This is a genomic window from Enterobacter cloacae complex sp. CARB60 (assembly GCF_036487345.1).
GTDB lineage: Bacteria > Pseudomonadota > Gammaproteobacteria > Enterobacterales > Enterobacteriaceae > Enterobacter > Enterobacter asburiae_D.
This window is the reverse complement of sequence record NZ_JAZKLC010000001.1, coordinates 115,989-136,393: the sequence shown is the minus strand read 5'-3', so window position 1 is coordinate 136,393 and position 20,405 is coordinate 115,989. Positions and strand designations below refer to the sequence as shown.

18 protein-coding genes and 4 pseudogenes are annotated in these 20,405 nt (G+C 48.8%); 15 read left to right on the top strand and 7 right to left on the bottom strand.

Annotated elements, in window-relative coordinates; all coding sequences use genetic code 11:
* The first annotated feature begins 46 nt into the window (after positions 1–46).
* The 6 genes from V4835_RS00745 to V4835_RS00725 all read left to right on the top strand — a co-directional run bounded on the left by V4835_RS00745 (position 47) and on the right by V4835_RS00725 (position 8,108).
* The gene (locus V4835_RS00745; protein ID WP_331411010.1) at positions 47–2,800 is read left to right on the top strand and encodes a fimbria/pilus outer membrane usher protein; all 2,754 of its coding nucleotides are present in this window, start codon (positions 47–49) and stop codon (positions 2,798–2,800) included.
* A complete protein-coding gene (locus V4835_RS00740; RefSeq protein WP_172689078.1) occupies positions 2,791–3,789 on the top strand; it encodes a fimbrial protein in 999 nt (332 codons plus the stop codon). Before V4835_RS00745 ends, V4835_RS00740 begins: the two co-directional genes overlap by 10 nt.
* Before the next feature lie 332 nt (positions 3,790–4,121).
* The gene (locus V4835_RS00735) at positions 4,122–4,919 is read left to right on the top strand and encodes an EAL domain-containing protein (protein ID WP_248077560.1); all 798 of its coding nucleotides are present in this window, start codon (positions 4,122–4,124) and stop codon (positions 4,917–4,919) included.
* A 1,201-nt stretch (positions 4,920–6,120) separates the two neighbouring features.
* Complete coding sequence (locus tag V4835_RS24340; RefSeq protein ID WP_172686947.1) at positions 6,121–6,627, top strand: helix-turn-helix transcriptional regulator; 507 nt, start codon at positions 6,121–6,123, stop codon at positions 6,625–6,627.
* A 215-nt stretch (positions 6,628–6,842) separates the two neighbouring features.
* Positions 6,843–7,334, top strand: a complete 492-nt coding sequence (locus V4835_RS00730) for a response regulator transcription factor (protein WP_272755944.1) — start codon at positions 6,843–6,845, stop codon at positions 7,332–7,334.
* Between the two features lie 102 nt (positions 7,335–7,436).
* Positions 7,437–8,108 carry a helix-turn-helix domain-containing protein gene (locus tag V4835_RS00725; RefSeq protein ID WP_172689076.1) on the top strand — a complete coding sequence of 224 codons (672 nt, stop codon included), beginning with the start codon at positions 7,437–7,439 and terminating at the stop codon, positions 8,106–8,108.
* A gap of 194 nt (positions 8,109–8,302) precedes the next feature.
* Here the strand turns inward: V4835_RS00725 and V4835_RS00720 are convergent.
* Positions 8,303–8,826: pseudogene (locus V4835_RS00720) on the bottom strand (IS1 family transposase); the annotation flags it as partial.
* An 86-nt stretch (positions 8,827–8,912) separates the two neighbouring features.
* Between V4835_RS00720 and tnpA the strand changes: the two are divergent.
* From tnpA to V4835_RS00700, 4 genes and pseudogenes are all read left to right on the top strand, one after another.
* Positions 8,913–9,293, top strand: coding sequence for an IS66-like element accessory protein TnpA (gene tnpA, locus V4835_RS00715; RefSeq protein ID WP_172689075.1), 381 nt, complete (start codon positions 8,913–8,915; stop codon positions 9,291–9,293).
* The gene (gene tnpB / locus V4835_RS00710; protein WP_172686950.1) at positions 9,290–9,637 is read left to right on the top strand and encodes an IS66 family insertion sequence element accessory protein TnpB; all 348 of its coding nucleotides are present in this window, start codon (positions 9,290–9,292) and stop codon (positions 9,635–9,637) included. The genes tnpA and tnpB overlap by 4 nt, the downstream gene beginning before the upstream one ends.
* A gap of 37 nt (positions 9,638–9,674) precedes the next feature.
* Positions 9,675–11,192: pseudogene (gene tnpC, locus V4835_RS00705) on the top strand (IS66 family transposase).
* 98 nt (positions 11,193–11,290) lie between these two features.
* A protein-coding gene (locus V4835_RS00700) for an IS3 family transposase (protein WP_172689114.1) occupies positions 11,291–12,492 on the top strand; the annotation gives its coding sequence in 2 pieces (ribosomal slippage) (positions 11,291–11,612 and positions 11,612–12,492; 1,203 coding nt in all).
* A 37-nt stretch (positions 12,493–12,529) separates the two neighbouring features.
* Here V4835_RS00700 and imiR read toward each other — a convergent pair.
* Complete coding sequence (gene imiR / locus V4835_RS00695; RefSeq protein WP_172689074.1) at positions 12,530–13,417, bottom strand: LysR family transcriptional regulator ImiR/NmcR; 888 nt, start codon at positions 13,415–13,417, stop codon at positions 12,530–12,532.
* A 141-nt stretch (positions 13,418–13,558) separates the two neighbouring features.
* Between imiR and V4835_RS00690 the strand changes: the two genes are divergently transcribed.
* Both V4835_RS00690 and V4835_RS00685 read left to right on the top strand, forming a co-directional pair.
* Positions 13,559–14,437, top strand: coding sequence for a carbapenem-hydrolyzing class A beta-lactamase IMI-6 (locus V4835_RS00690; protein ID WP_063860570.1), 879 nt, complete (start codon positions 13,559–13,561; stop codon positions 14,435–14,437).
* Positions 14,438–14,493: 56 nt separating this feature from the next.
* The gene (locus tag V4835_RS00685) at positions 14,494–14,943 is read left to right on the top strand and encodes an Lcl domain-containing protein (protein WP_172689073.1); all 450 of its coding nucleotides are present in this window, start codon (positions 14,494–14,496) and stop codon (positions 14,941–14,943) included.
* 14 nt (positions 14,944–14,957) lie between these two features.
* Here V4835_RS00685 and V4835_RS00680 read toward each other — a convergent pair.
* Positions 14,958–15,254, bottom strand: a pseudogene (locus V4835_RS00680) (transposase domain-containing protein); the annotation flags it as partial.
* A 90-nt stretch (positions 15,255–15,344) separates the two neighbouring features.
* On the opposite strand from V4835_RS00680, the pseudogene V4835_RS00675 reads away from it, so the two are divergent.
* Positions 15,345–16,572, top strand: a pseudogene (locus tag V4835_RS00675) (IS3-like element ISEc36 family transposase).
* A gap of 88 nt (positions 16,573–16,660) precedes the next feature.
* On the opposite strand, the gene V4835_RS00670 reads toward V4835_RS00675, so the two are convergent.
* From V4835_RS00670 to V4835_RS00655, 4 genes are read right to left on the bottom strand one after another with little or no spacing between them, the layout of a single operon-like run.
* The gene (locus tag V4835_RS00670) at positions 16,661–16,984 is read right to left on the bottom strand and encodes a hypothetical protein (RefSeq protein ID WP_172686954.1); all 324 of its coding nucleotides are present in this window, start codon (positions 16,982–16,984) and stop codon (positions 16,661–16,663) included.
* Positions 16,981–17,418 (bottom strand): hypothetical protein, encoded by a 438-nt coding sequence (locus tag V4835_RS00665; protein ID WP_172687048.1) that lies wholly within the window; start codon positions 17,416–17,418, stop codon positions 16,981–16,983. Before V4835_RS00665 ends, V4835_RS00670 begins: the two co-directional genes overlap by 4 nt.
* On the bottom strand, positions 17,418–18,455 hold the full coding sequence (locus V4835_RS00660) for a ParB/RepB/Spo0J family partition protein (protein ID WP_172686955.1): 1,038 nt from the start codon (positions 18,453–18,455) through the stop codon (positions 17,418–17,420). Before V4835_RS00660 ends, V4835_RS00665 begins: the two co-directional genes overlap by 1 nt.
* Entirely contained in the window at positions 18,455–19,321 is an 867-nt protein-coding gene (locus tag V4835_RS00655) for a ParA family protein (RefSeq protein WP_172686956.1), read from the bottom strand. Before V4835_RS00655 ends, V4835_RS00660 begins: the two co-directional genes overlap by 1 nt.
* A gap of 502 nt (positions 19,322–19,823) precedes the next feature.
* Here V4835_RS00655 and V4835_RS00650 point away from each other — a divergent pair.
* Both V4835_RS00650 and V4835_RS00645 read left to right on the top strand, forming a co-directional pair.
* Positions 19,824–20,075, top strand: a complete 252-nt coding sequence (locus V4835_RS00650; protein WP_172686957.1) for a type II toxin-antitoxin system Phd/YefM family antitoxin — start codon at positions 19,824–19,826, stop codon at positions 20,073–20,075.
* Positions 20,072–20,356 carry a type II toxin-antitoxin system RelE family toxin gene (locus V4835_RS00645; protein ID WP_172689072.1) on the top strand — a complete coding sequence of 95 codons (285 nt, stop codon included), beginning with the start codon at positions 20,072–20,074 and terminating at the stop codon, positions 20,354–20,356. Before V4835_RS00650 ends, V4835_RS00645 begins: the two co-directional genes overlap by 4 nt.
* Positions 20,357–20,405 lie beyond the last annotated feature (49 nt).

Sequence of the window (20,405 nt, the reverse complement as noted above, 5' to 3'; positions counted from 1 at the left end):
AGGGGGCTGCGGGAATACCACTTTTATGCTGAATAGGATCCAGACTATGCATGATCTCTTTTTCCCGGGTGCGATGGCCCGGAATTATCCCGCAGGCCGTCTGCACCGGCTTGCTGTTCTGATAATGCTGCTCTGCGGGACCGCTGCCCGGCCGGTTCAGGCGGAAGACTATTTTAACCCGGCCCTGCTGGGGCTCGGGTCGTCCGGATCGGGAACCGGAGCTGCCGCACGCGCAGTTTACTCGGCGGCTCCGGAGGAGGTTGACGAGGCGGCGCTGGCACGTCTCGCCCGCGGCGAACAGCTGCCGGGTATCTACCCGGTTGAGCTGTGGCTTAACGGTACCTATGTTGAGTCGCGCGATGTGGCCTTTAGCCAGGTGCCGGGAACGGGGCGTCTCGCTGCCTCGTTGTCGGTGAACGATGCCCTCTTTCTGGGGATCCGCGCGTCAGCTTTTGACGGCAGCGGGATTCAGACCGATCCGGAACATGCAGCCATACCGGTCGCCGGTCTGCTGGATGCAGTTCCGGGCGCACGGGCCCGTTTTGACTTCTCCCGTAGCCGACTTGACCTGACCGTCCCGGAAATCTATCTGGCCCGTGAGGAGAGCGGTGCGGTGGATGCACGCTTCTGGGACGAGGGGCTGACTGCGGCCATGACCGACTACAACTTCAGCGCCAGCCATACCCGCGCGCGGGGAGCGGGCAGTGCAGATAGCGACGGGGGCGGCAGCTACTTTCTGTCGCTGAACAACGGCATCAACCTTGGGAGCTGGCAGCTGCGTAATTTCTCCACCATGACCATCAAGACGCTGACGCGGAGTACCGACAGGAGTGAAAGTACCGTAAGCCGGACCTCCCGTAACTGGACTGCGATCAACACCTGGGCCCAGCGCCCGGTCGCGCCGCTGAAAGGGCTGTTGACCGTGGGGGACGGTTATACCCCGTCCGAGGTGTTTGACAGCGTGCAGTTCCGCGGTGTGCAGCTGGCATCCGATGAAGAGATGTATACCGATTTGCAGCGTAACTTTGCCCCGATCGTACGCGGAACGGCGAGGAGTAACGCCCGGGTGACAGTGAGACAGAACGGCAACGTGATTTATGAGACAACGGTGGCACCGGGGCCGTTCGAAATCCGTGACCTGAACTCCTCCTCACTCAGCGGAGACCTGTATGTCACTGTGCGCGAGGCAGATGGGGCCTCTACCAGTTTTGTACAGGGATTTTCTTCAGTGGCGGTGATGCAGCGTGAAGGGCAGTTACGTTATGGCCTGACTGCCGGCCGCTACCGCAACAGCGGCCAGGAAAGCAGGACACCGCAGTTTGCTCAGGGTTCCCTCATCTACGGTCTGCCCTACGATCTCACCCTTTATGGCGGGGGACTTCTCAGCAGCGACTATCAGGCGTGGAGTCTGGGAAGCGGTGCGGGACTGGGGGTGCTGGGTGCCCTGTCCGCCGACGTGACGCAGTCGCATACCGTCCTGCCGGGGACTGAGGCGCGTGACGGCCAGTCCTGGCGGCTGCGTTATTCAAAGGGGGTACCGGAAACCGGTACCACGGTCACTCTGGCCGCCTACCGGTATTCCACGCAGGGGTACTATAGCTTCCGGGATGCCAGCGTGCTGGTCGGGAAAAACAGCACGGTCACCTCCTGGACACCTGATGGCGTGTGGAGCACACCTGTCATCAACGGCCGTTCCCGTCAGGCGCTGGAGCTTAATCTGACCCAGCGCCTCGGAGATATCGGGTCCCTGTCGCTGAGCGGCAGCCGTAAAACCTACTGGGATCTTGCCGACGACCAGCGGTCCGTCTCCCTGAACTACAGCGTGACCGCCCAGCGGGTGAGTTACAGCCTCGGGTACATGCTGAGCGCCTGGCCCGGAACGGACCGTAAAAACGACCGCCAGTTTAGCCTGAACGTCCAGCTTCCCCTGCAGGACTGGCTTATGGGGAGCGAGTGGCGGCACAGCCTGTGGGCCAACTACGGCATGACGCATGACGACACTGGCCGTACGGCACACAGTGCCGGTATAGGGGGAACCGCGCTGGAGGATAACCGCCTGTCCTGGGGGGCAACGCAGTCTCTGGTCTCGGGGGGGGGGGACGGCGTGAAGGACACGAAAAGCGGTTCTCTAAACGGGAATTACAGCGGCGGACGGGGGAAGGTATCGGCAGGTTACAGCTACGGGCGTGACCAGCAGCAGCTCAGCTATGGCGTGCAGGGCGGTGTAGTTGCCACCCGCTATGGCGTGACACTATCCCAGTCGCTGGGGGACACCATGGCGCTGGTGCGGGCGCCGGGTGCGGACGGGGTACGGGTGGAGAACACCACCGGAGCCCGCACAGACTGGCGTGGTTATACGGTCATGACCAGCCTTCAGCCCTACCGACGTAACCGGATCAACCTTGATCCACTGTCTGCCGGTCCGGATGTTACGCTGGGGCTTAACAGTCAGACTGTGACGCCTCTGCGTGGTGCCGTCGTGCTGGCAAACTTTACCACGTCTGTAGGCCGCCAGGTGCTGTTCACCCTCACCCGGCAGGGTAGACCGTTACCGTTCGGCACGACGGTAACGCTGGTACAGAATAAAACCGAAGGCCATGCACAAGGACAGCGTATGGGGATCGCTTCTGATTTCGGCCAGGTGTACATGAGCGGCATGCCGGATGAGGGCCTTCTCGACGTCACGTGGGGCGACGGGCATGATGCCCGGTGCCGTATCCCTTACCGGCTTAGTACCGCTGACATCGCTGCAGCTGGTGCTGAGCGCTTACCTGTAATTCATCAGGGAGAATGCACGTGAAACTTTATCAACTGATATCCCTCCCCGGTGCCTGTCTGCCCGCTGCGAGTACCGTACTGCTCCTGACCGCACTGTTCCCGGGTAGCGCCGCGCAGGCGGCTGGCTGTACCGGGTGGGGCACGGATACTGAGCGTTACCTGGACATTAGTATCGGTGATCTGAGTATTCCGGCGGGCTCATCTAAGGCCTCAGCCTCCTGGTCGGAAGCGATGAGCGGCTCTTCTGCTGCTGCTGCGCTTTCCTGTACCGATGATAGCGGTAAGGCGATTACGAACACCACCTGGAATTGGCTTGCAGGTGGAAGCACCGGAGATCTGTGGACGCGTGCGGGTGAGACTGCGGGGATTGGTCTGCGCCTTACTGCAACCCAGACTGACGGGGCTCAGGTCGACATCAATGCAGCGGACGGGGTCAAAACAACCAGCGGATTTAACTGGAGTTCACTGACCTGGCGTGTGGTCCATACCAGCGGTGCGGTGGATATCTCACAGGCCATGTTCAGTCCGGGGCCCCTGCTGAAAGGCACCCTGACTTTGTCAGACGGTACCACCCGGACATTGACAATCCGTAACACAACGACGCCACGGGTGGTGCCTGAGTGCGTGGTGGACACCATTCCTGCTGTTGAATTTGGGAATGTCAGTATGCTGCGTTTTCCAGCTGTCGGTGATACCGGTCCGCAGAAACCTTTTACTGTTGGGGTGACTTGTCCGGTCAACGTTCAGACCAGCGGAATGACGCTGAGTATGTCGGCCTCACGAACCGATGCCTCTGACCCTCGCCTGCTGGGGAATAGCGGTACAGCAACAGGTATCGCGGTCGAGGTGCTGGACGGCAGCGGTAAACGGGTGAATGCGAATGGCAGCGTTGCCGGGGATGGGTTTGTCACCTCGACGTCACAGATATGGGGTGTGCGTTTTGTTCGGACCGGGACAGTGAGTGCAGGGACTGTGCGTGCCACTGCAACAATTAATGTGACCGTTCAGTAACAGAGCATCAGTAAAAGGTGGACAGGACGCGGTCGTATGCGTTCTGCCTTTCCTGGATAAGAAAAATACGCTGCTACGTGACGGAAAGCGTTACGCCGCGTTAGTTGTGTTAGGACCGGTACGCCGCAACGACTGCCCTAATATTGCGGTTTAGCTGGTCTGACGCCTGACTTCCGGGGGCATGCGCTCCGCCTGCATCTCTTTTGTGGGCTTACCTGGCATGTTTAGTTATCGAAGATAGTGATAACTATCCTGAAAGTGGTAACAGAAATCAGCACACACTTGTAGAAATATTGTTTCCGGCGCGTAAAATTGGCCAGAATGGAGAATATATGCATTCCGAAAAATTCCTTAGCGAATCCCAAACGCTACAAGCTGTTGAACCCTTGGTTGTTCAGGCTTTCGGTCGGGAATTGCATCTTACACCCGTTTTCGCCCCCATTTGGGATATGGACGGCCGACTTATTGCTCTTGAAATGTTGAGCCGTGTGCAGGATCGTGATACTGGAGCGCTTTGTTCTCCGGAAATGTTTTTTTCCAAATCTCCCCAGAGTGAACAATTCCGTATCTTTTGCTGGCAGCTGGATATCCTTTCCCAACTCGTGAAGTGGTCACGTATTCGCGATATCCCTTTCAGCCTCAATATTAACCGAGGACAAGCTCTCAGCCTGCTCGGTGACCCTTATATTTCAGGTCGTGTACAGACACTGGCCCCTTTACTCCGTCTTGAGATCAGCGAACGCTTTATCAACAAAGATACAGTCCCTGACAATGACCCCATCCTGCAGGGATTGCGTGGACTGACTACACTATGGCTGGACGATTTTGGTGCAGGCGCGACAGCACTGTCCTGGCTAATGACAGGCTTTTTTGAGGTCGTTAAAATCGACCGTCAGTTATTCAGAGATCTTGTTCTACTGCAAGAAGGAGTGTCCTTCTTTAACTCTTTTTCCTCCCTTGCAAGGGCTCTTAACGCCCGTATTGTTGCTGAGGGGATCGAAAACACTTCGCTTATGCACAAAGCCCTGTCCGCAGGTATGGACTACTGTCAGGGTTTTATGTGGCCAGAGGTATCACTGGACGAACTTTCCACAACGCCAATATTCTTACCTCAGAAGGAAGGTGAATAATGGGAATGAGGATCAGAAAGCTCTCTGTATGTCTTCTGGCTCTTCTGGCTTTAAGCTACATTGTGCATCAATTGAGTTCACTGCTGTCCGGACATGAGCGTCCACTTCAGCCTACTGCTGATTTTACTGTTCCTGCTTTCGAGTTCATCCTGTCAACAACGCAGTATAAGATGAGCTTACAGACAGTATATATCGGCAACGTATCCACCTGGTCTGACAGGCGCCAGGACACTGTGTACTCCCTCTATCCGAAGCGAGAGGGTCATGGTCCACTGTCATTCAGCGTACTTCTTAAGTACCCTGCTGGCTACCATGTGTGAATGCTCGAATTTTCTTTCACTCGGCTTTTTTAATTTCAATATGAATGAATTAAATGACGTGATAACTAAACGAATCGAGCGCTGCATAACTTTGAGCGATGTTGATAACACACATACGCTAATCTGCCGTGTTGTTGAGGTTAAAAAAAGGAGGCCGTATATTGATTTGCTTGTGGAAAAAGAAATGACCATAAGAGAATCATGTGATTTAAGATTTATTGATTAGCAATCAGCTTTTTGGTCATTTTCCTGATGTTGATCAGAATATTTCTTTGAACGTCAGTTGTATCTTAATACGAAAACCATTCTACAGAGTAGAAAACCTTTTCGATATTATTGATAGCGCGAATGTCTGCAGAACCGTAGGCCTTAATACAGAGATGCTGTAACATTCACAATCAACTCCGTTATGCGGGAGTGTGGCGATTATAATCAATAATTATATCCAAAGAATGGTGTCGCGATCGTAAGTTGCCTTAGGTTTTGTTTTTTATGATTATTTGAATGTTTATATTTGCACTTTGCATTTTTGTGTTTATGCGATACAGTTTTACTGTAAATGCATAAAGGGTCTTATAATGGCGAAAGAACTGTTTTATAGCATTGTGATGTTATTGTTATTGTTTGCAATAATAATATCCTGCTTCAGGAGGCACTATAAATTTAAATGTGCTAAAAAAATTGGGGAGACAGACGGTAATAGTCGTTCAAAAATCATTGCAGTCGTTAAAGACATTATATCACCATGATGTGTGCATGGCTCAGGAAAATGGAAAAGTTATATCGTTTGATAGCTAAATACTTTCAACTCCTGATTCAGATATGTGAATTACATTATTCACACTTTTTAGTCGGGGGAGGGCGTATCCATTAATGAGGATGTGACTTTGATTAAATTTATTTTAATTAGTGATAATCAATACCTTAACTTAGGTCTCGTTGGCATTCTGAATGCTGTTTTCAATGAATCCGTAATTAAAATAACCAGAACCAACTACGAAAACTACAAAAGTTGCATTTATGATAGTGAAAGTGATTCCCTCGCTTCCTTTTGTAATTATATTCTTTGTGAAGGGGTTATATTTAATCATTTGAAAGCTGATTTACGTCTGTCTCACTTTAAGGTTATTGATATTTCTTATTCAATAAATGATTTTTATTCGCAGCTATTCAGCTCTGGATACCATCATGACAGTTTTATCAGAGCGAAAATATCACCTACTGAACATAGACTATGCGAATTTTTTAAAATGGGATATTCAGATGAAAAAATATCACAGTTGTTGAGTATAACAAAGACGACTATTAGTTGCCATCGTCGAAATTTACTGAAAAAGTTTCAGTTTAAAAATAAGCAAGAACTTTATGTTTTATGCAAAATGCTATGAATTATTTTAATGGCCTGTGCTGAGCTGTCGTAAATTTCCAGCTTCCTGGCTTATATGCAAAAGCCATTTTCATTCATGAATCCACACTGATAGTAAGAGTGGTATTTGCTGTTGAGAGGGTGTCGTTTTTATGTAACTGAAAGGCTAACTTATTCAGGTGGGCTTGTGACACAATAACCAAGCGTGAACTTTTAAATTTCCTTGAGGATTGTCTAGTGGATATTTTTATTATATCAGATAATCAATATTATATAGCAGGGGTTAAAGGGTTATGTGATATGAAATTAAGTAATGGATATCCAATCAGATATAAAACAATGTCTTATCAGGGGGTGAAAAACAAATTTCGGTCTTATGATTTAAGTGAGGTATATACAACAGATGTGTTATTTATTGAGGTTTCAAGATCTCTGAATCTTATTGGCCAAAGGTTTACGTTAAGGAAAGTCTTCACTGGTGTCGTTCATCCTGATGAGATTGATGAACGTGTGATGAAAAATAATTATTACAACCTAAACTGCAGTTCATTAATTTCAGAAAAGCTTAGTTCTAGAGAGTTATATGCTCTATATCTATATAGGTCAGGTTTCTCAGATGAGATGATTGCAATAAAGATGAATATCAGTAAAAAAACGGTAAGCTCGCACCGGGTAAATATAATGTCAAAGCTTAATGTACCAAACAGATATTCACTCTACTTACTATGATGCTTAATTTTAACTTTTATTTTCGGTCGGCTTGTGATTGCGTAATGTTCATTCCAGGTTGCTTTTTAATGGCTGTGAAGAATATCGCAAAGCATCAATTTTGTGGCTACTAAAGAATATATGGCTGCAATATTAAATAGGAAATTAATAATGGAAATGAAATATAATGTTGATGCCCTGCAGAAACTGACTGATACTTTATTTATGAGTCATCCTCATCATGTTATATACGCGGCACCCAAACAGAAATTAAGCTTCAAGGATGAATCGTGTTCTTATGTTTATATACTTACTAAAGGTATGGTAGACATAAGAAGGAATAGTGATGGGGTTATTGTTTTCACAACAAAAGGGAAAGCTTTGCTGGGTCTTGAAAGTATTTTTACAGGATTATATTTTCATCATCTTACATGTGTGACCGAATCTCAGATTATAGCTATAGATAGGCTTGCTGCTCTTGATTTGTTTAATGCAAAAAATTCATGGCAAGCGGTTTCCGTTATCTTATCACAAGCGGCAGAATACCATTACAGAAGAGATTCAATGGTGTCAGGCTGCACTACCTATGATATCATCAGAAATCATCTTGAAATGATCTGGTCTTACCCTGAAGAGGATAGGGTTAATATTTCTGTTTTCGATTTCATTTTGAACAGAACCAGAATTTCCCGTAGTTCTCTCAATAAAGTTCTTAAGGATTTAACATTGGGCGGGTATATATACTTGCGCAGAGGCAGGCTTATTAATGTAGTTAAAATACCCAAATCATACTGACAGCATGCTTTTTGCCCATGGAGTAATTATGGCTTGATTTTCTTTATTTTAACATGAAATTTATCATAAATTGCAATAGAATGCGGTTTGATTTTAACTACCGGTTAACAATAATACAATATTTCGAACTGTTACAAGAAAATAATATCATGCTCATCTTTTATATTTGAATGTCTATTTGGTGATGCCTCCAATTAGTAGAACATGTATTTTCCGATAAAAGCACCAATGACTTTTCCATGTAGCTCAACAGAGCGGGAGAAGCAGATGGTTCTGCGAGCCAGACACTTGATTCGGGTTCTCAGTGTCAGGTTGTTGTACTCAATACGCTGAGTAAAGATTTTGCCGGTCAGGTGCTTCGCTTTCGTGAGCTCTCTGACATAGCTGCCCCATTCATCTGTGGTCAGCATACCGATGTTAAAGGGGGTGAGCAGTGCCAGTAATTCGCGGCAGGTTGCATCGGTTCGTGGACCAAACGTGTATGCCAGTACACTGCCTGTTTTGGTGTTATACGTATACCAGAGCCAGTGTTGCCGGGCCTTACTGCCAACAAAACTCCATTGCTCGTCGAGTTCACAGATAAGCGCCACATCAGCATGGGCCACTGGCGATGACGTTATTCGTCGTGGCGAGAGTTTTTTAAAGTCCGGATGACGGTATTGATACCCACTTTCAGCGTCCGGGCGGTATCGCGAACTCCGGCACCGTTGAAGGTAAGCGTCCAGAGAGAGCCGTCTGGCCATAATCGGATGTATTCGACAAAGTGGTGTACACCAAATAATGGTGGGAACCAAAGGGTCAGATATGCAGAAAAATGTGACTTCCGGCAGGCGTAAAGGCTGCCCTAATTATTCTCCTGAGTTTAAGCAGCAGCTCGTTGCGGCCTCGTGCGAACCCGGTATATCCATCTCAAAACTGGCGCTTGAAAACGGCATCAACGCCAATCTGTTGTTTAAATGGCGCCAGCAGTGGCGCGAGGGAACGCTGCTATTACCTTCTTCAGAAAGTCCTCAGCTACTTCCTGTGACTCTCGATGCCACCGCCGTACAACCAGAACCGCTCGCAGAGAACCCTGAGGCTCTTAGTATCAGTTGTGAGGTAACGTTCCGGCACGGAACGCTCCGACTGAATGGCACAGTCAGTGAAAGTCTTCTGACTCTGCTGATACAGGAACTGAAGCGATGATCCCGTTACCAACAGGCGCCAAAATATGGCTGGTTGCCTGCATCATCGATATGCGCAACGGCTTCAATGGCCTGGCCGCAAAGGTGCAGATGGCGCTGAAAGATGACCCGATGTCCGGCCACGTCTTCATCTTCCGGGGCCGCAGCGGTAGTCAGGTCAAACTCTTGTGGTCTACCGGCGACGGGCTGTGCCTGCTGACCAAGCGGCTGGAACGCGGCCGCTTCGTCTGGCCCTCGGCCCGCGATGGCAAAGTGTTCCTGACACCGGCGCAGCTGGCAATGCTGCTGGAAGGCATCGACTGGCGACAGCCGAAGCGGTTTCTGACCTCCCTGACCATGCTGTAGGCCTCTTTATCCTATAAGCCTAGTAAAATGTTGGCTTATGAACAACACCTCTTCTGACGATATCCTTCAGCTGAAACAGCGCCTTGCCGAACAGGAAGCACTGAACCGCGCCCTGCTGGAAAAGCTTGCCGACCGGGAGCGCGAAATAGACCATCTGCAGGCGCAGCTTGATAAGCTTCGCCGGATGAACTTCGGCGGCCGTTCCTAAAAGATATCCCTTCGTATCGCACAGATGGAAGCCGACCTGAACCGGCTGCAGAAAGAAAGCGATACCCTTACCGGTCGGGTTGATGACCCGGCCGTGCAACGCCCGTTGCGTCAGACCCTTACCCGCAAACCGTTCCCTGAATCACTTCCCCGTGACGAAAAGCGGCTGCTGCCGACAGAGCCGTGCTGTCCGGAGTGTGGTGGTGCGCTAAGCTACCTGGGTGAAGATACCGCCGAACAGCTGGAACTGATGCGCAGCGCCTTCCGGGTTATCCGGACTGTGCGGGAAAAACACGCCTGCACAAAATGCGATGCTATCGTGCAGGCCCCCGCACCTTCACGCCCCATCGAGCGGGGTATCGCCTGACCGGGGCTGCTGGCCCGCGTGCTTGGCTCAAAGTATGCAGAGCATACCCCACTGTACCGTCAGTCAGAAATATACAGCCGCCAGGGTGTGGAACTGAGCCGTTCATTGTTGTCGGGCTGGGTGGATGCATGCTGCCGGCTGCTGTCCCCGCTGGAGGAAGCGCTTCAGGACTATGTCCTGACCGACGGCAAACTCCATGCCGATGATACCCCAGTACAAGTGCTGCTGCCGGGCAATAAGAAGACAAAGACCGGGCGGTTGTGGACGTATGTTCTTGATGACCGCAACGCTGGATCAGCAGTCGCGCCGGCGGTGTGGTTCGCTTACAGCCCGGACAGAAAAGGCATCCATCCGCAGACCCATCTTGCAGGGTTCAGTGGTGTGCTGCAGGCGGATGCGTACGCCGGGTTCAACGAGCTGTACCGCGATGGCCGGATAACGGAAGCCGCCTGCTGGGCTCACGCCCGCCGTAAAATCTACGATGTGCACGCCCGCACACCGTCGGCGCTGACAGATGAAGCCCTGAAGCGTATCGGCGAGCTGTATGCCGTTGAGGCGGAAATAAGGGGAATGCCGGCGGAGCAACGCCTTGCTGAACGTCAGCAAAAAGCTAAACCACAGTTGTAAGCCCTGGAAAACTGGCTGTATGAAAAGATGAAAACGCTGTCGCGACACTCTGAGCTGGCGAAGGCGTTCACGTACGCCCTGAACCAGTGGCCGGCACTGACGTACTATGCGGAAGACGGCAGGGCCGAAGTCGATAACAACATCGCTGAAAATACGCTGCGGATGGTCAGTCTGGGTCGTAAAAACTGGTTGTTCTTCGGCTCGGACCACGGTGGTGAGCGTGGAGCGTTGCTATACAGTCTGATCGGTACATGCAAACTGAATGGAGTTGATCCAGAAAACTACCTCCGTCATGTGCTTGATGTCATAGCTGGCTGGCCGAACAATCGGGTCAGCGAACTGCTACCCTGGTAGACTGGCCTGATGTAGCCCCCTGAAACACCAGACAGTAGCTGTATCTCCAGATAAGAGATAGGCTTGAATATATGTCTAACACTAACGCCAATTTTGAGATGACCGGGATCCTGTTAGGGCAAGAAGCCCGCAAACGTAAGACTCCTCAGGAGAAAATCGCTTTTATCCAGCAGACGATGGAGCCAGGAATGAATGTCTCCCACGTCGCTCGTCTGCATGGTATCCAGCCCAGCCTGCTGTTCAAGTGGAAGAAACAATACCAGGAAGGCAGCCTCACTGGCGTTGCGGCCGGGGAGGAAGTCGTTCCTGCCTCTGAGCTTGCAGCAGCACTGAAACATGTTCGGGAACTCCAGCGCCTTCTGGGCAAGAAGACAATGGAAGTTGAGATCCTGAAAGAAGCAGTGGAGTACGGTCAGTCGCGAAAATGGATAGCGCACGCGCCCTTGCTGCAAAAGGACGGGGAATAGCCCTGGTCAGCCGCACCATGGGCGTGTCGCGTGCGCAGCTGTCACTGCGGATGAACCGTTCTGCCGACTGGCTGGACAGGCGCGGTAACCGGCGTAATAACGAAGCTGACGCTGAAATACTGTCGGCTATCCTCAACATTATCAGCGATATGCCGAGTTATGGTTATCGACGCGTGTGGGGCATCCTGCCCAAGCAACGTCGCTCAGAGGGACATCCACCTGTGAATGCCAAACGTCTTTACAGGATAATGAGCCAGCATAACCTGTTGTTGTTGCATGACAAACCAGAGCGCCCGAAGCGTGAACATAAGGGTAAAATCGCAGTTGCAGACAGCAATATGCGCTGGTGTTCAGATGGCTTCGAGTTCGACTGTGACAACGGCGGAAAACTGCGTGTAACGTTCGCGCTGGACTGCTGCGACCGCGAGGCCATAGACTGGGTAGCAAGCACGGGATGCTATGACAGTTCGACCGTGCAGGATGTGATGCTGAGATCGGTGGAAAAACGCTTCGGCGACAGGTTGCCCGACACACCGGTGCAGTGGCTGACGGATAACGGTTCAGCGTATACCGCGCATGAAACGCGGAAGTTCGCGATAGAACTGAATCTGGAGCCCTGCACAACAGCGGTGAGCAGCCCGCAGAGTAATGGCATGGCCGAACGGTTCGTGAAAACGATGAAGGAAGACTATATCGCGTTCATGCCCAAACCGGATGTGAGAACAGCCCTGCGAAACCTTGCAGCAGCGTTCACGCATTACAATGAAAACCACCCGCACAGCGCGCTGGGATATCCGAGGGAATACCGGCGGCAGCGGGCATCGTTAACTTAAGATACAAAAGCTGTCCGGAGATGGCGGGTCAAGATCATTAGGATTTAAGTACAAACTCTCTGCTATGCTCGATAATCCATTCCTTAAAAACATTAAGTGCTTCACTATTATGATTAACCCGAGATTTCTGTAAAGTCAGCCAATAACCGCCAAGCGTGGCATAAATTTCAAAAGGTTTTGCTACGGAGCGCTCATTTAATTCTTTTTGAAACATATGATAAGGAACTAATGCTGCATAATCACCTAATTTTACAGCATCTATCATATGTCTGGTAGAATCAAAGATAGGCCCATTAACAGTCCAAGAGTCGATCCCAGCAGCTTTAAACCAATTATTCCATTCATCCTTTCGATAGGAGCGCAGTAAGCAAACTTTTTTTAAGTCTGATGGAATACACAGTTTCTTGGATGTTTCCGGGGAACACAATACTGTATGCGGCGCCTGAAAGAGTAAAACATTTTCCGTATTAATCCAGCCGCCTAATCCAAATCTAATAGATGCATCAATACCTTCTGCAGCAAGATTGACAACGTTATTATGCGTTAAAATTCTAATATCAATCCATGGATTTTCATTAAGGAACTCAGTAATCCGAGGAAGGAGCCAACCTATTGCAAAAGTCCCAACGACAGCAATAGTAAGCACTTCTTTAATCTTACCTTCATGGAATTTATCCATGGCAGAACTCATCATCTGCAAAGCTTCTGTAATCGAAGGCAAAAGATGCAAGCCTTCGTCTGTCAACTTTAACCCACGCGGTACTCTTGTAAAAAGAGCCACACCAAGCATCTGTTCAAGTGTTCTGACCTGCTGACTTATGGCAGCCTGGCTTACATGAAGCTCTAGTCCGGCTTTAGTAAAATTTAGATATCTTGCAGAAGCTTCAAAAGCTCGTAATGCATTTAAAGGTAATCTGGCACGCATAGTAACCCAAAGGAAAAGTTATGGCTGTATAAAAATTATATTGCTTCAAAGGAAAAAAAACAACTGTACAATCACCCCCTGTTGAAAGTTAATACCCGCCACGTCCTAGTTAATATAGAAAATTGTATATAAGGTAAAACCATGTCACTTAATGTAAAACCAAGTAGAATAGCCATCTTGTTTATCTCTTGTTTATTTTCAATATCATTTTTCTCACAGGCCAATACAAAGGGTATCGATGAGATTAAAAACCTTGAAACAGATTTCAATGGTAGAGTTGGTGTCTACGCTTTAGACACTGGCTCAGGTAAATCATTTTCGTACAAAGCAAATGAACGATTTCCATTATGTAGTTCTTTCAAAGGCTTTTTAGCTGCTGCTGTATTAAAAGGCTCTCAAGATAATCAACTCAATCTTAATCAGATCGTGAATTACAATACAAGAAGTTTAGAGTTCCATTCACCCATCACAACTAAATATAAAGATAATGGAATGTCATTAGGTGATATGGCTGCTGCCGCTTTACAATATAGCGACAATGGTGCTACTAATATTATTCTTGAACGTTATATCGGTGGTCCTGAGGGTATGACTAAATTCATGCGGTCGATTGGAGATGAAGATTTTAGACTCGATCGTTGGGAGTTAGATCTAAACACAGCTATTCCAGGCGATGAACGTGACACATCTACACCTGCAGCAGTAGCTAAGAGCCTGAAAACTCTTGCTCTGGGTAACATACTTAGTGAGCGTGAAAAGGAAACCTATCAGACATGGTTAAAGGGTAACACAACCGGTGCAGCGCGTATTCGTGCTAGCGTACCAAGCGATTGGGTAGTTGGCGATAAAACTGGTAGTTGCGGAGCATACGGTACTGCAAATGATTATGCGGTAGTCTGGCCAAAGAACCGGGCTCCTCTTATAATTTCTGTATACACAACAAAAAACGAAAAAGAAGCCAAGCATGAGGATAAAGTAATCGCAGAAGCTTCAAGAATCGCAATTGATAACCTTAAATAAACCTAACTGTCGCCATCACTTCATTGTGATGGCTTATAAATTCAATCAGGAAAACAATGGAAAACTTCATCTATTTATCATTAGCTATGAGTAGTTTTTCTACATATGCTCAGTGTGATTTTATCACCGGAAATTCGACAGTGATAGATATTTTAAAAAACCTTGAATGGCAGGCTTGCACTTTCGGCATGCAATGGAATAAAGAGAATGGATGTACTGGAGAACCAACTCCCCTTACGTTGAGTACAGCTATTGGTGAAGCAACAAAACAAGGGAATGGGTGGAGACTGCCAGGTATCGAGGAATTATCTTTACTATCATCAAATATCTGTCTTAAAAATGACCTTTTTAAATCATATTTTGACATACCCCAAGATAATGGTGAAGGAGCATCGCCTTATTGGAGTTCAACACAAATTCAAAGCAAACCTTACTTGTATTATACATTTGACATGATCAATCTAAAAAACAAAACAGCATGGTGCCCTGTAAGCGCTCCGTCATGAACGTGGTGTAAGGATTATTTTACGGAGGAGAGGTTCCAGGGCAGCAGCTCATCTACCCGGTTTGAAGGCCAGTCGTTGATCTTGCTTATCACCTCACGCAGCCAGCCTTCCGGCTCCACGCCGTTTAGTTTGCAGGTGCCGAGCAGGCTGTAGATGATCGCCGCGGCCTCACCGCCGTTATCAGAGCCGAAGAACAGATAATTTTTTCTGCCAACCGCCACCGTGCGCAGCGCGTTTTCACCTATGTTATTGTCGATCTCTACCTGACCGTTGCGGCAGTATTCGTTCAGCGCATCCCATTGTTTCAGCATAGACTGGCCCCATGAATCTCCAGACAGTTGGTATCACTTAAGTTAGTGATAGTCTTAATACTAGTTTTTAGACTAGTCGTTGGAGTTCGGATGATTGATGTTTTAGGTCCTGAGAAGCGCAGACGGCGCAGCGTTCAGGAAAAATCGCCATTGTTCAGCAGAGTTTTGAACCCGGAATGACCGTGTCGCTGGTCGCCCGTCAGCATGGTGTTGCTGCCAGTCAGCTGTTCCTGTGGCGTAAACAATATCAGGAAGGCAGCCTCACAGCCGTTGCCGCAGGAGAACAGGTTGTACCCGCGTCGGAGCTGGCATCTGCGATGAAGCAAATTAAAGAGCTGCAGCGCCTGTTGGGCAAGAAAACCATGGAAAACGAGCTGCTAAAAGAAGCCGTTGAATATGGCCGACAAAAAAAGTGGATAGCGCACGTGCCCTTGTTGCCGGAGGATGGCGAATAAGCCTTGTCAGTCGTTGCCTCCGGGTCTCACGTGCGCAACTGCATGCCATGGCCCGTCGGTCGAAGGACTGGCAGGATCGTCGGTGCAAGCGCAAGCCTGATGATACTGACGCGCTGGCCCGTATCCATACCGTCATCGGCGATCTGCCCACCTATGGTTATCGTCGGGTATGGGCACTGCTGCGCAGACAATCAGAAACTGACGACATGGCGGTGATCAATGCCAAACGCGTATACCGCATCATGCGTCAGAATGCGCTGCTGCTTGAGCGTAAACCGGAAATACCGCCATCGAAGCGGGCGCATACAGGGAAAGTGGCCGTTGGAGAAAGTAACCAGCGGTGGTGCTCTGACGGCTTCGAGTTCAGCTGTGATAACGGTGAAAAACTGCGGGTCACGTTCGCTCTGGACTGTTGCGATCGCGAGGCACTTCACTGGGCGGCCAGTACTGGTGGATATGACAGTGAAACCGTGCAGGACGTCATGCTGGGTGCCGTGGAGCGTCGCTTCGGTAACAGCCTGCCGACATCCCCCGTTGAGTGGCTGACAGACAACGGTTCAGCCTACCGTTCTTATCAGACGCGTCAGTTCGCCAGAATGGTAGGACTGGAGCCTAAGCATACGGCGGTACGTAGCCCGGAAAGCAACGGGATGGCAGAGAGCTTCGTGAAAACGATGAAGCGCGATTACATAAGTATCATGCCGAAACCCGACGGGTTAACAGCGGTAAAGAACCTCGCGGAGGCCTTCGAACATTACAACGAATGGCATCCGCATAGTGCACTGGGGTATCGTTCGCCACGGGAATATCTGCGGCGACGAACCAGTAATGGGTTAAGTGATAAAAAGTGTATGGAAATATAGGGGCCAATCCACTGCAAATTCTCTTTGAATCCGGCACTCTGTTTAATCCTCAGGTTAGACAGATTTCGCATGCGAAATCTGTCTGTTTTTAATCACGCCGATGCAGCTGCATAAGAGCCTCGGATGGACGATAGTGCTGTTTTGCCCACCGCCCGTAATTATTTACGGACTCGTACTTGCGTTCATCAGCACCATCCCGGTAATACAGTATATGGATAATTCCGTGTAGCTGCAGATAGCTGGCTACCGTAGTTACATTATTGCGAACAAAGCGCGTGTGGCTCTGGAAAGTATCAAGATCAACTCCGTTCTGTCCGTCATCAAGCGCATCAAGAAGAAAAGCAATTAACGTTGAAGCGATAGAACGTCTGCCAGAGCCTGCGATACACGCATCAAGCTCTTGAAATGTCATCTGGATTTCCTGTTGTAACGGAAGTGAGCATCCTCTTCGATTGCAGCCACGAACCATCCGGTAGCAGTTTGCCTGTCTATACTATCAGGCAAAGAAGCGACTAGCTGCTCAAGTGAAAGTGCACGATTGGATCTGAATATCAACGCCGACATTCCACACCATTCCTGGTTGCTTTCTGGCTTCCAGCCGTTACTGAGCATCAATGTTAACGCCGTCTCAGCAGCCCACAACGGCGTTTCAGCCGGGTTAGAAGCCCATGAAAGTAACGCCGCGCCGGGGACGGGTCTGCTTCTTGTAACATATCCAAGAGTGATAGCCGCTTCTGTTAATGCGGCAGCAGCTTCGGATTGGGTTCCGGAATATCGAAGCGCCCAGATGCGGACAATTTGGCCACGGAATGCAGTGGCCATTTGGGTGAACGGGGTTGGTTTCATCACAGAGAACGCATCCCTTTGATACGTAGTTCCGAAGCCTCAACTGAAATCTCACCAATTTCCAATTTAACCCACACATATCCCTCTTCATCAGGTGCGCGGTCAGTCATAATTACCCCTAGCTGACCGTGACCGTCTATCTCGACAACTACCTGCCAGGTTTTTACACCTGAATTGCTGTCCAAAGCCTTGGTTGGCTTTTTGCTCTGAACTTTAGATTTCGCATGCGAAATCACATCTTTGCTTTTGTTCTTAACTTCATCTAGAACCGCTTTAACCTGCGCACGTGAAATACCAGACTCCCGTGCAGCTGCGATAAGCTTTTCAGCCTCTTCGGGAGATTTTTCATTTATCTGGACCAGTGTGTAAGCCAGATCAATATCAGATGTAACTTTATCCCGGAGCAGGGCGGTAACATTTTCGGGCGCATCAATCAGGCGCAGGTGTTTACTGACAAAAGAGGTTGGTTTACCCATTGTCTTCGCGATCTGCTCACCCGTCATATTGAAATCCCGCTTGAGCTCATAAAACGAATGTGCTGTTGCCAGGGGTTTAAGCCCTGACTGCTGCAGGTTCTCGATGAGCTGGCCAATGATGCGTTCTTTTCTGTCTTTCGGAGGCTTGCCGACATATATATCGATATGTGTGTCGCCACGCTTACGCGCTGTACGCACACGAGTTTCACCCATCCAGATCTGATAACCACGCCTGTCTCGTGGATAACAGCGAGGAGGTGTCAGCATGCCAATGGTCTCGTAGGTATCAGCCATACCATCGATGACTTCCTCGTCAAAATCTTCTTCCGGGCGAACCTGCTTTTCAGCATAAACCAGATTGATATCGACACGGATAATCTGACCTTCAGGTTCAATATCCGGGCGAGCTATATCAGCCATAATCTGATGAGCAGCTGCATCGCGAATTTGCTCATCCGGTTGTTTATTGACAATGACCTGTTCAATATCTGAAACCACTGTCCCAGTTTTCTTACTTTCCTGTTGAGCTTGCAGGCGCTTCAGGAATGGTTTTTTAGCCATTATTTACCTCCCGCAAGCTGAATGATTTTCTGAGTCAGTTCCTTATACTGAACCGCTGGCAGGCATTTTGGATCGTATTCGTTAAACGAAAGCCCAAGCTCAATCGCTTCTTTTGCGGCTGCTGGTACGAAGGATATGTAGGCGAGAATAAACTCTTCGGTGTATCCCTTCTCCTGCAGAATCTCGATAAGTAAATTGAGATTTAAAGTGTCAATTGGTCCCAGATAACCGTCTTTCAAAGGCTTTTTATAGTTTTTGACAGGGGTCTGAGTAACGTATGTACCCATAAACTGCAGCGAAGGGTTATAGTTCCGTTTGATTTTTTGCATGTACGCGAGCTGTTTGCCAACAGCATTACGCGCCTGCTTTTCAAGCAGAGTGGGGATCAGCAAATAATCTGCGGCCATATGCGCAGCAATCATGACATTTGAGTACGACGGTGCAGTGTCTGCAATAATAAAATCAAACTGTGTCTTCAACTCTCCGATGCGATCCCGAAAATCGAACATGCAGTCACTGTTGCGGTAGTTAATTTCGTTAAGTTCGCCTGTAGCCCCCATAATGAAACGTTCACCGGGAAGTTTAATGGGGTTGATTTTTGTGTCCTGGAAGAACAACTGATACGTATTTGCTTCGCCAGGCGAAAAGCTATTGCTCAATGGTTCTCGTTCGATTTCAAGCGGTAACTCATCCGGGAAAGCCCTCTCAGTTAACCCTGTAGTCCAGTCCAGATCGAGTTCAAGAGTGCTGAAGCCTGCTTCTCTGAGATCATGGGCAATCTCACTTGTAGACAGAGACTTCACGATACCGCCCTTTTGACTACTTACAACAATCAGCTTACCCGTAGGTCCAATTTTGAGTTTCATCTAACTATCCTTAAGATTTCGCATGCGAAATGTTTGAGAAGGGGCGGCATGGCTTAAGAGGGCATTCCCGGAGAAGAGGTTGTTCAGGATTTTGATTCATATGCACTCCTGTGAGTCAGGCGTCTCGCCAGATGCAGAAGCAGCTATCTGCGACTGCGTTTGTTGTCATCTATACAGGACAACAAACGCAGTATACAGACAAACAATAAGATATCAATATTGATATGCTATAAATTCCCCGGGCTAAATTCATTCCTAATCTACCTTAACAAAGGTATGAAGGGTGGTGGTTTTTCGGGGGGCACATGACTATGTTCGCCTACTGGTAGAGCTTATATAGCCTCAACATTAGTAGCAGAGGCTAACATGTTTGCCTTTCTTCTATTCACATTGGACACACTGCTTATTTTGTCCACCTGCATAGTAAATAGCAAAAAGACTTTTTAACAGGTCTTTTTAGATGTATTTTAGAGACTTGTTAAACGGTCTCAAAAGGTAATCTATGCCCAACATCATTCTCAGTGACACAAGTGCCAGTGTCAGCGAACTCAAGAAAAACCCTATGGCAACGGTCAGCGCTGGTGATGGCTACCCGGTTGCTATTCTGAACCGCAACCAGCCAGCTTTTTACTGTGTTCCGGCAGAGCTGTACGAGAAGATGCTCGATGCCCTCGACGATCAGGAACTGGTTAAGCTGGTCGCAGAACGCAGCAGCCAGACGCTTCACGACGTGGATCTGGATAGCTACCTATGACTTATACAGTCAAATTCAGGGAAGATGCATTGAAAGAATGGCAAAAGCTGGACAAGCCCATTCAGCAGCAGTTTGCAAAAAAGCTGAAGAAGTGCAGTGAAAATCCGCATATCCCTTCAGCAAAACTGCGCGGGATAAAGGACTGCTACAAAATCAAACTTCGTGCGTCTGGCTTTCGTCTGGTCTATCAGGTGATTGACGATCAATTAATTATTGCGGTTGTTGCCGTAGGTAAACGCGAACGAAGTGATGTCTATAATCTAGCAAGCAAACGAATGTGAATCGCCACGGGTTTAACAGACACCTCCGAGTCATTTAAGATGACTTAAA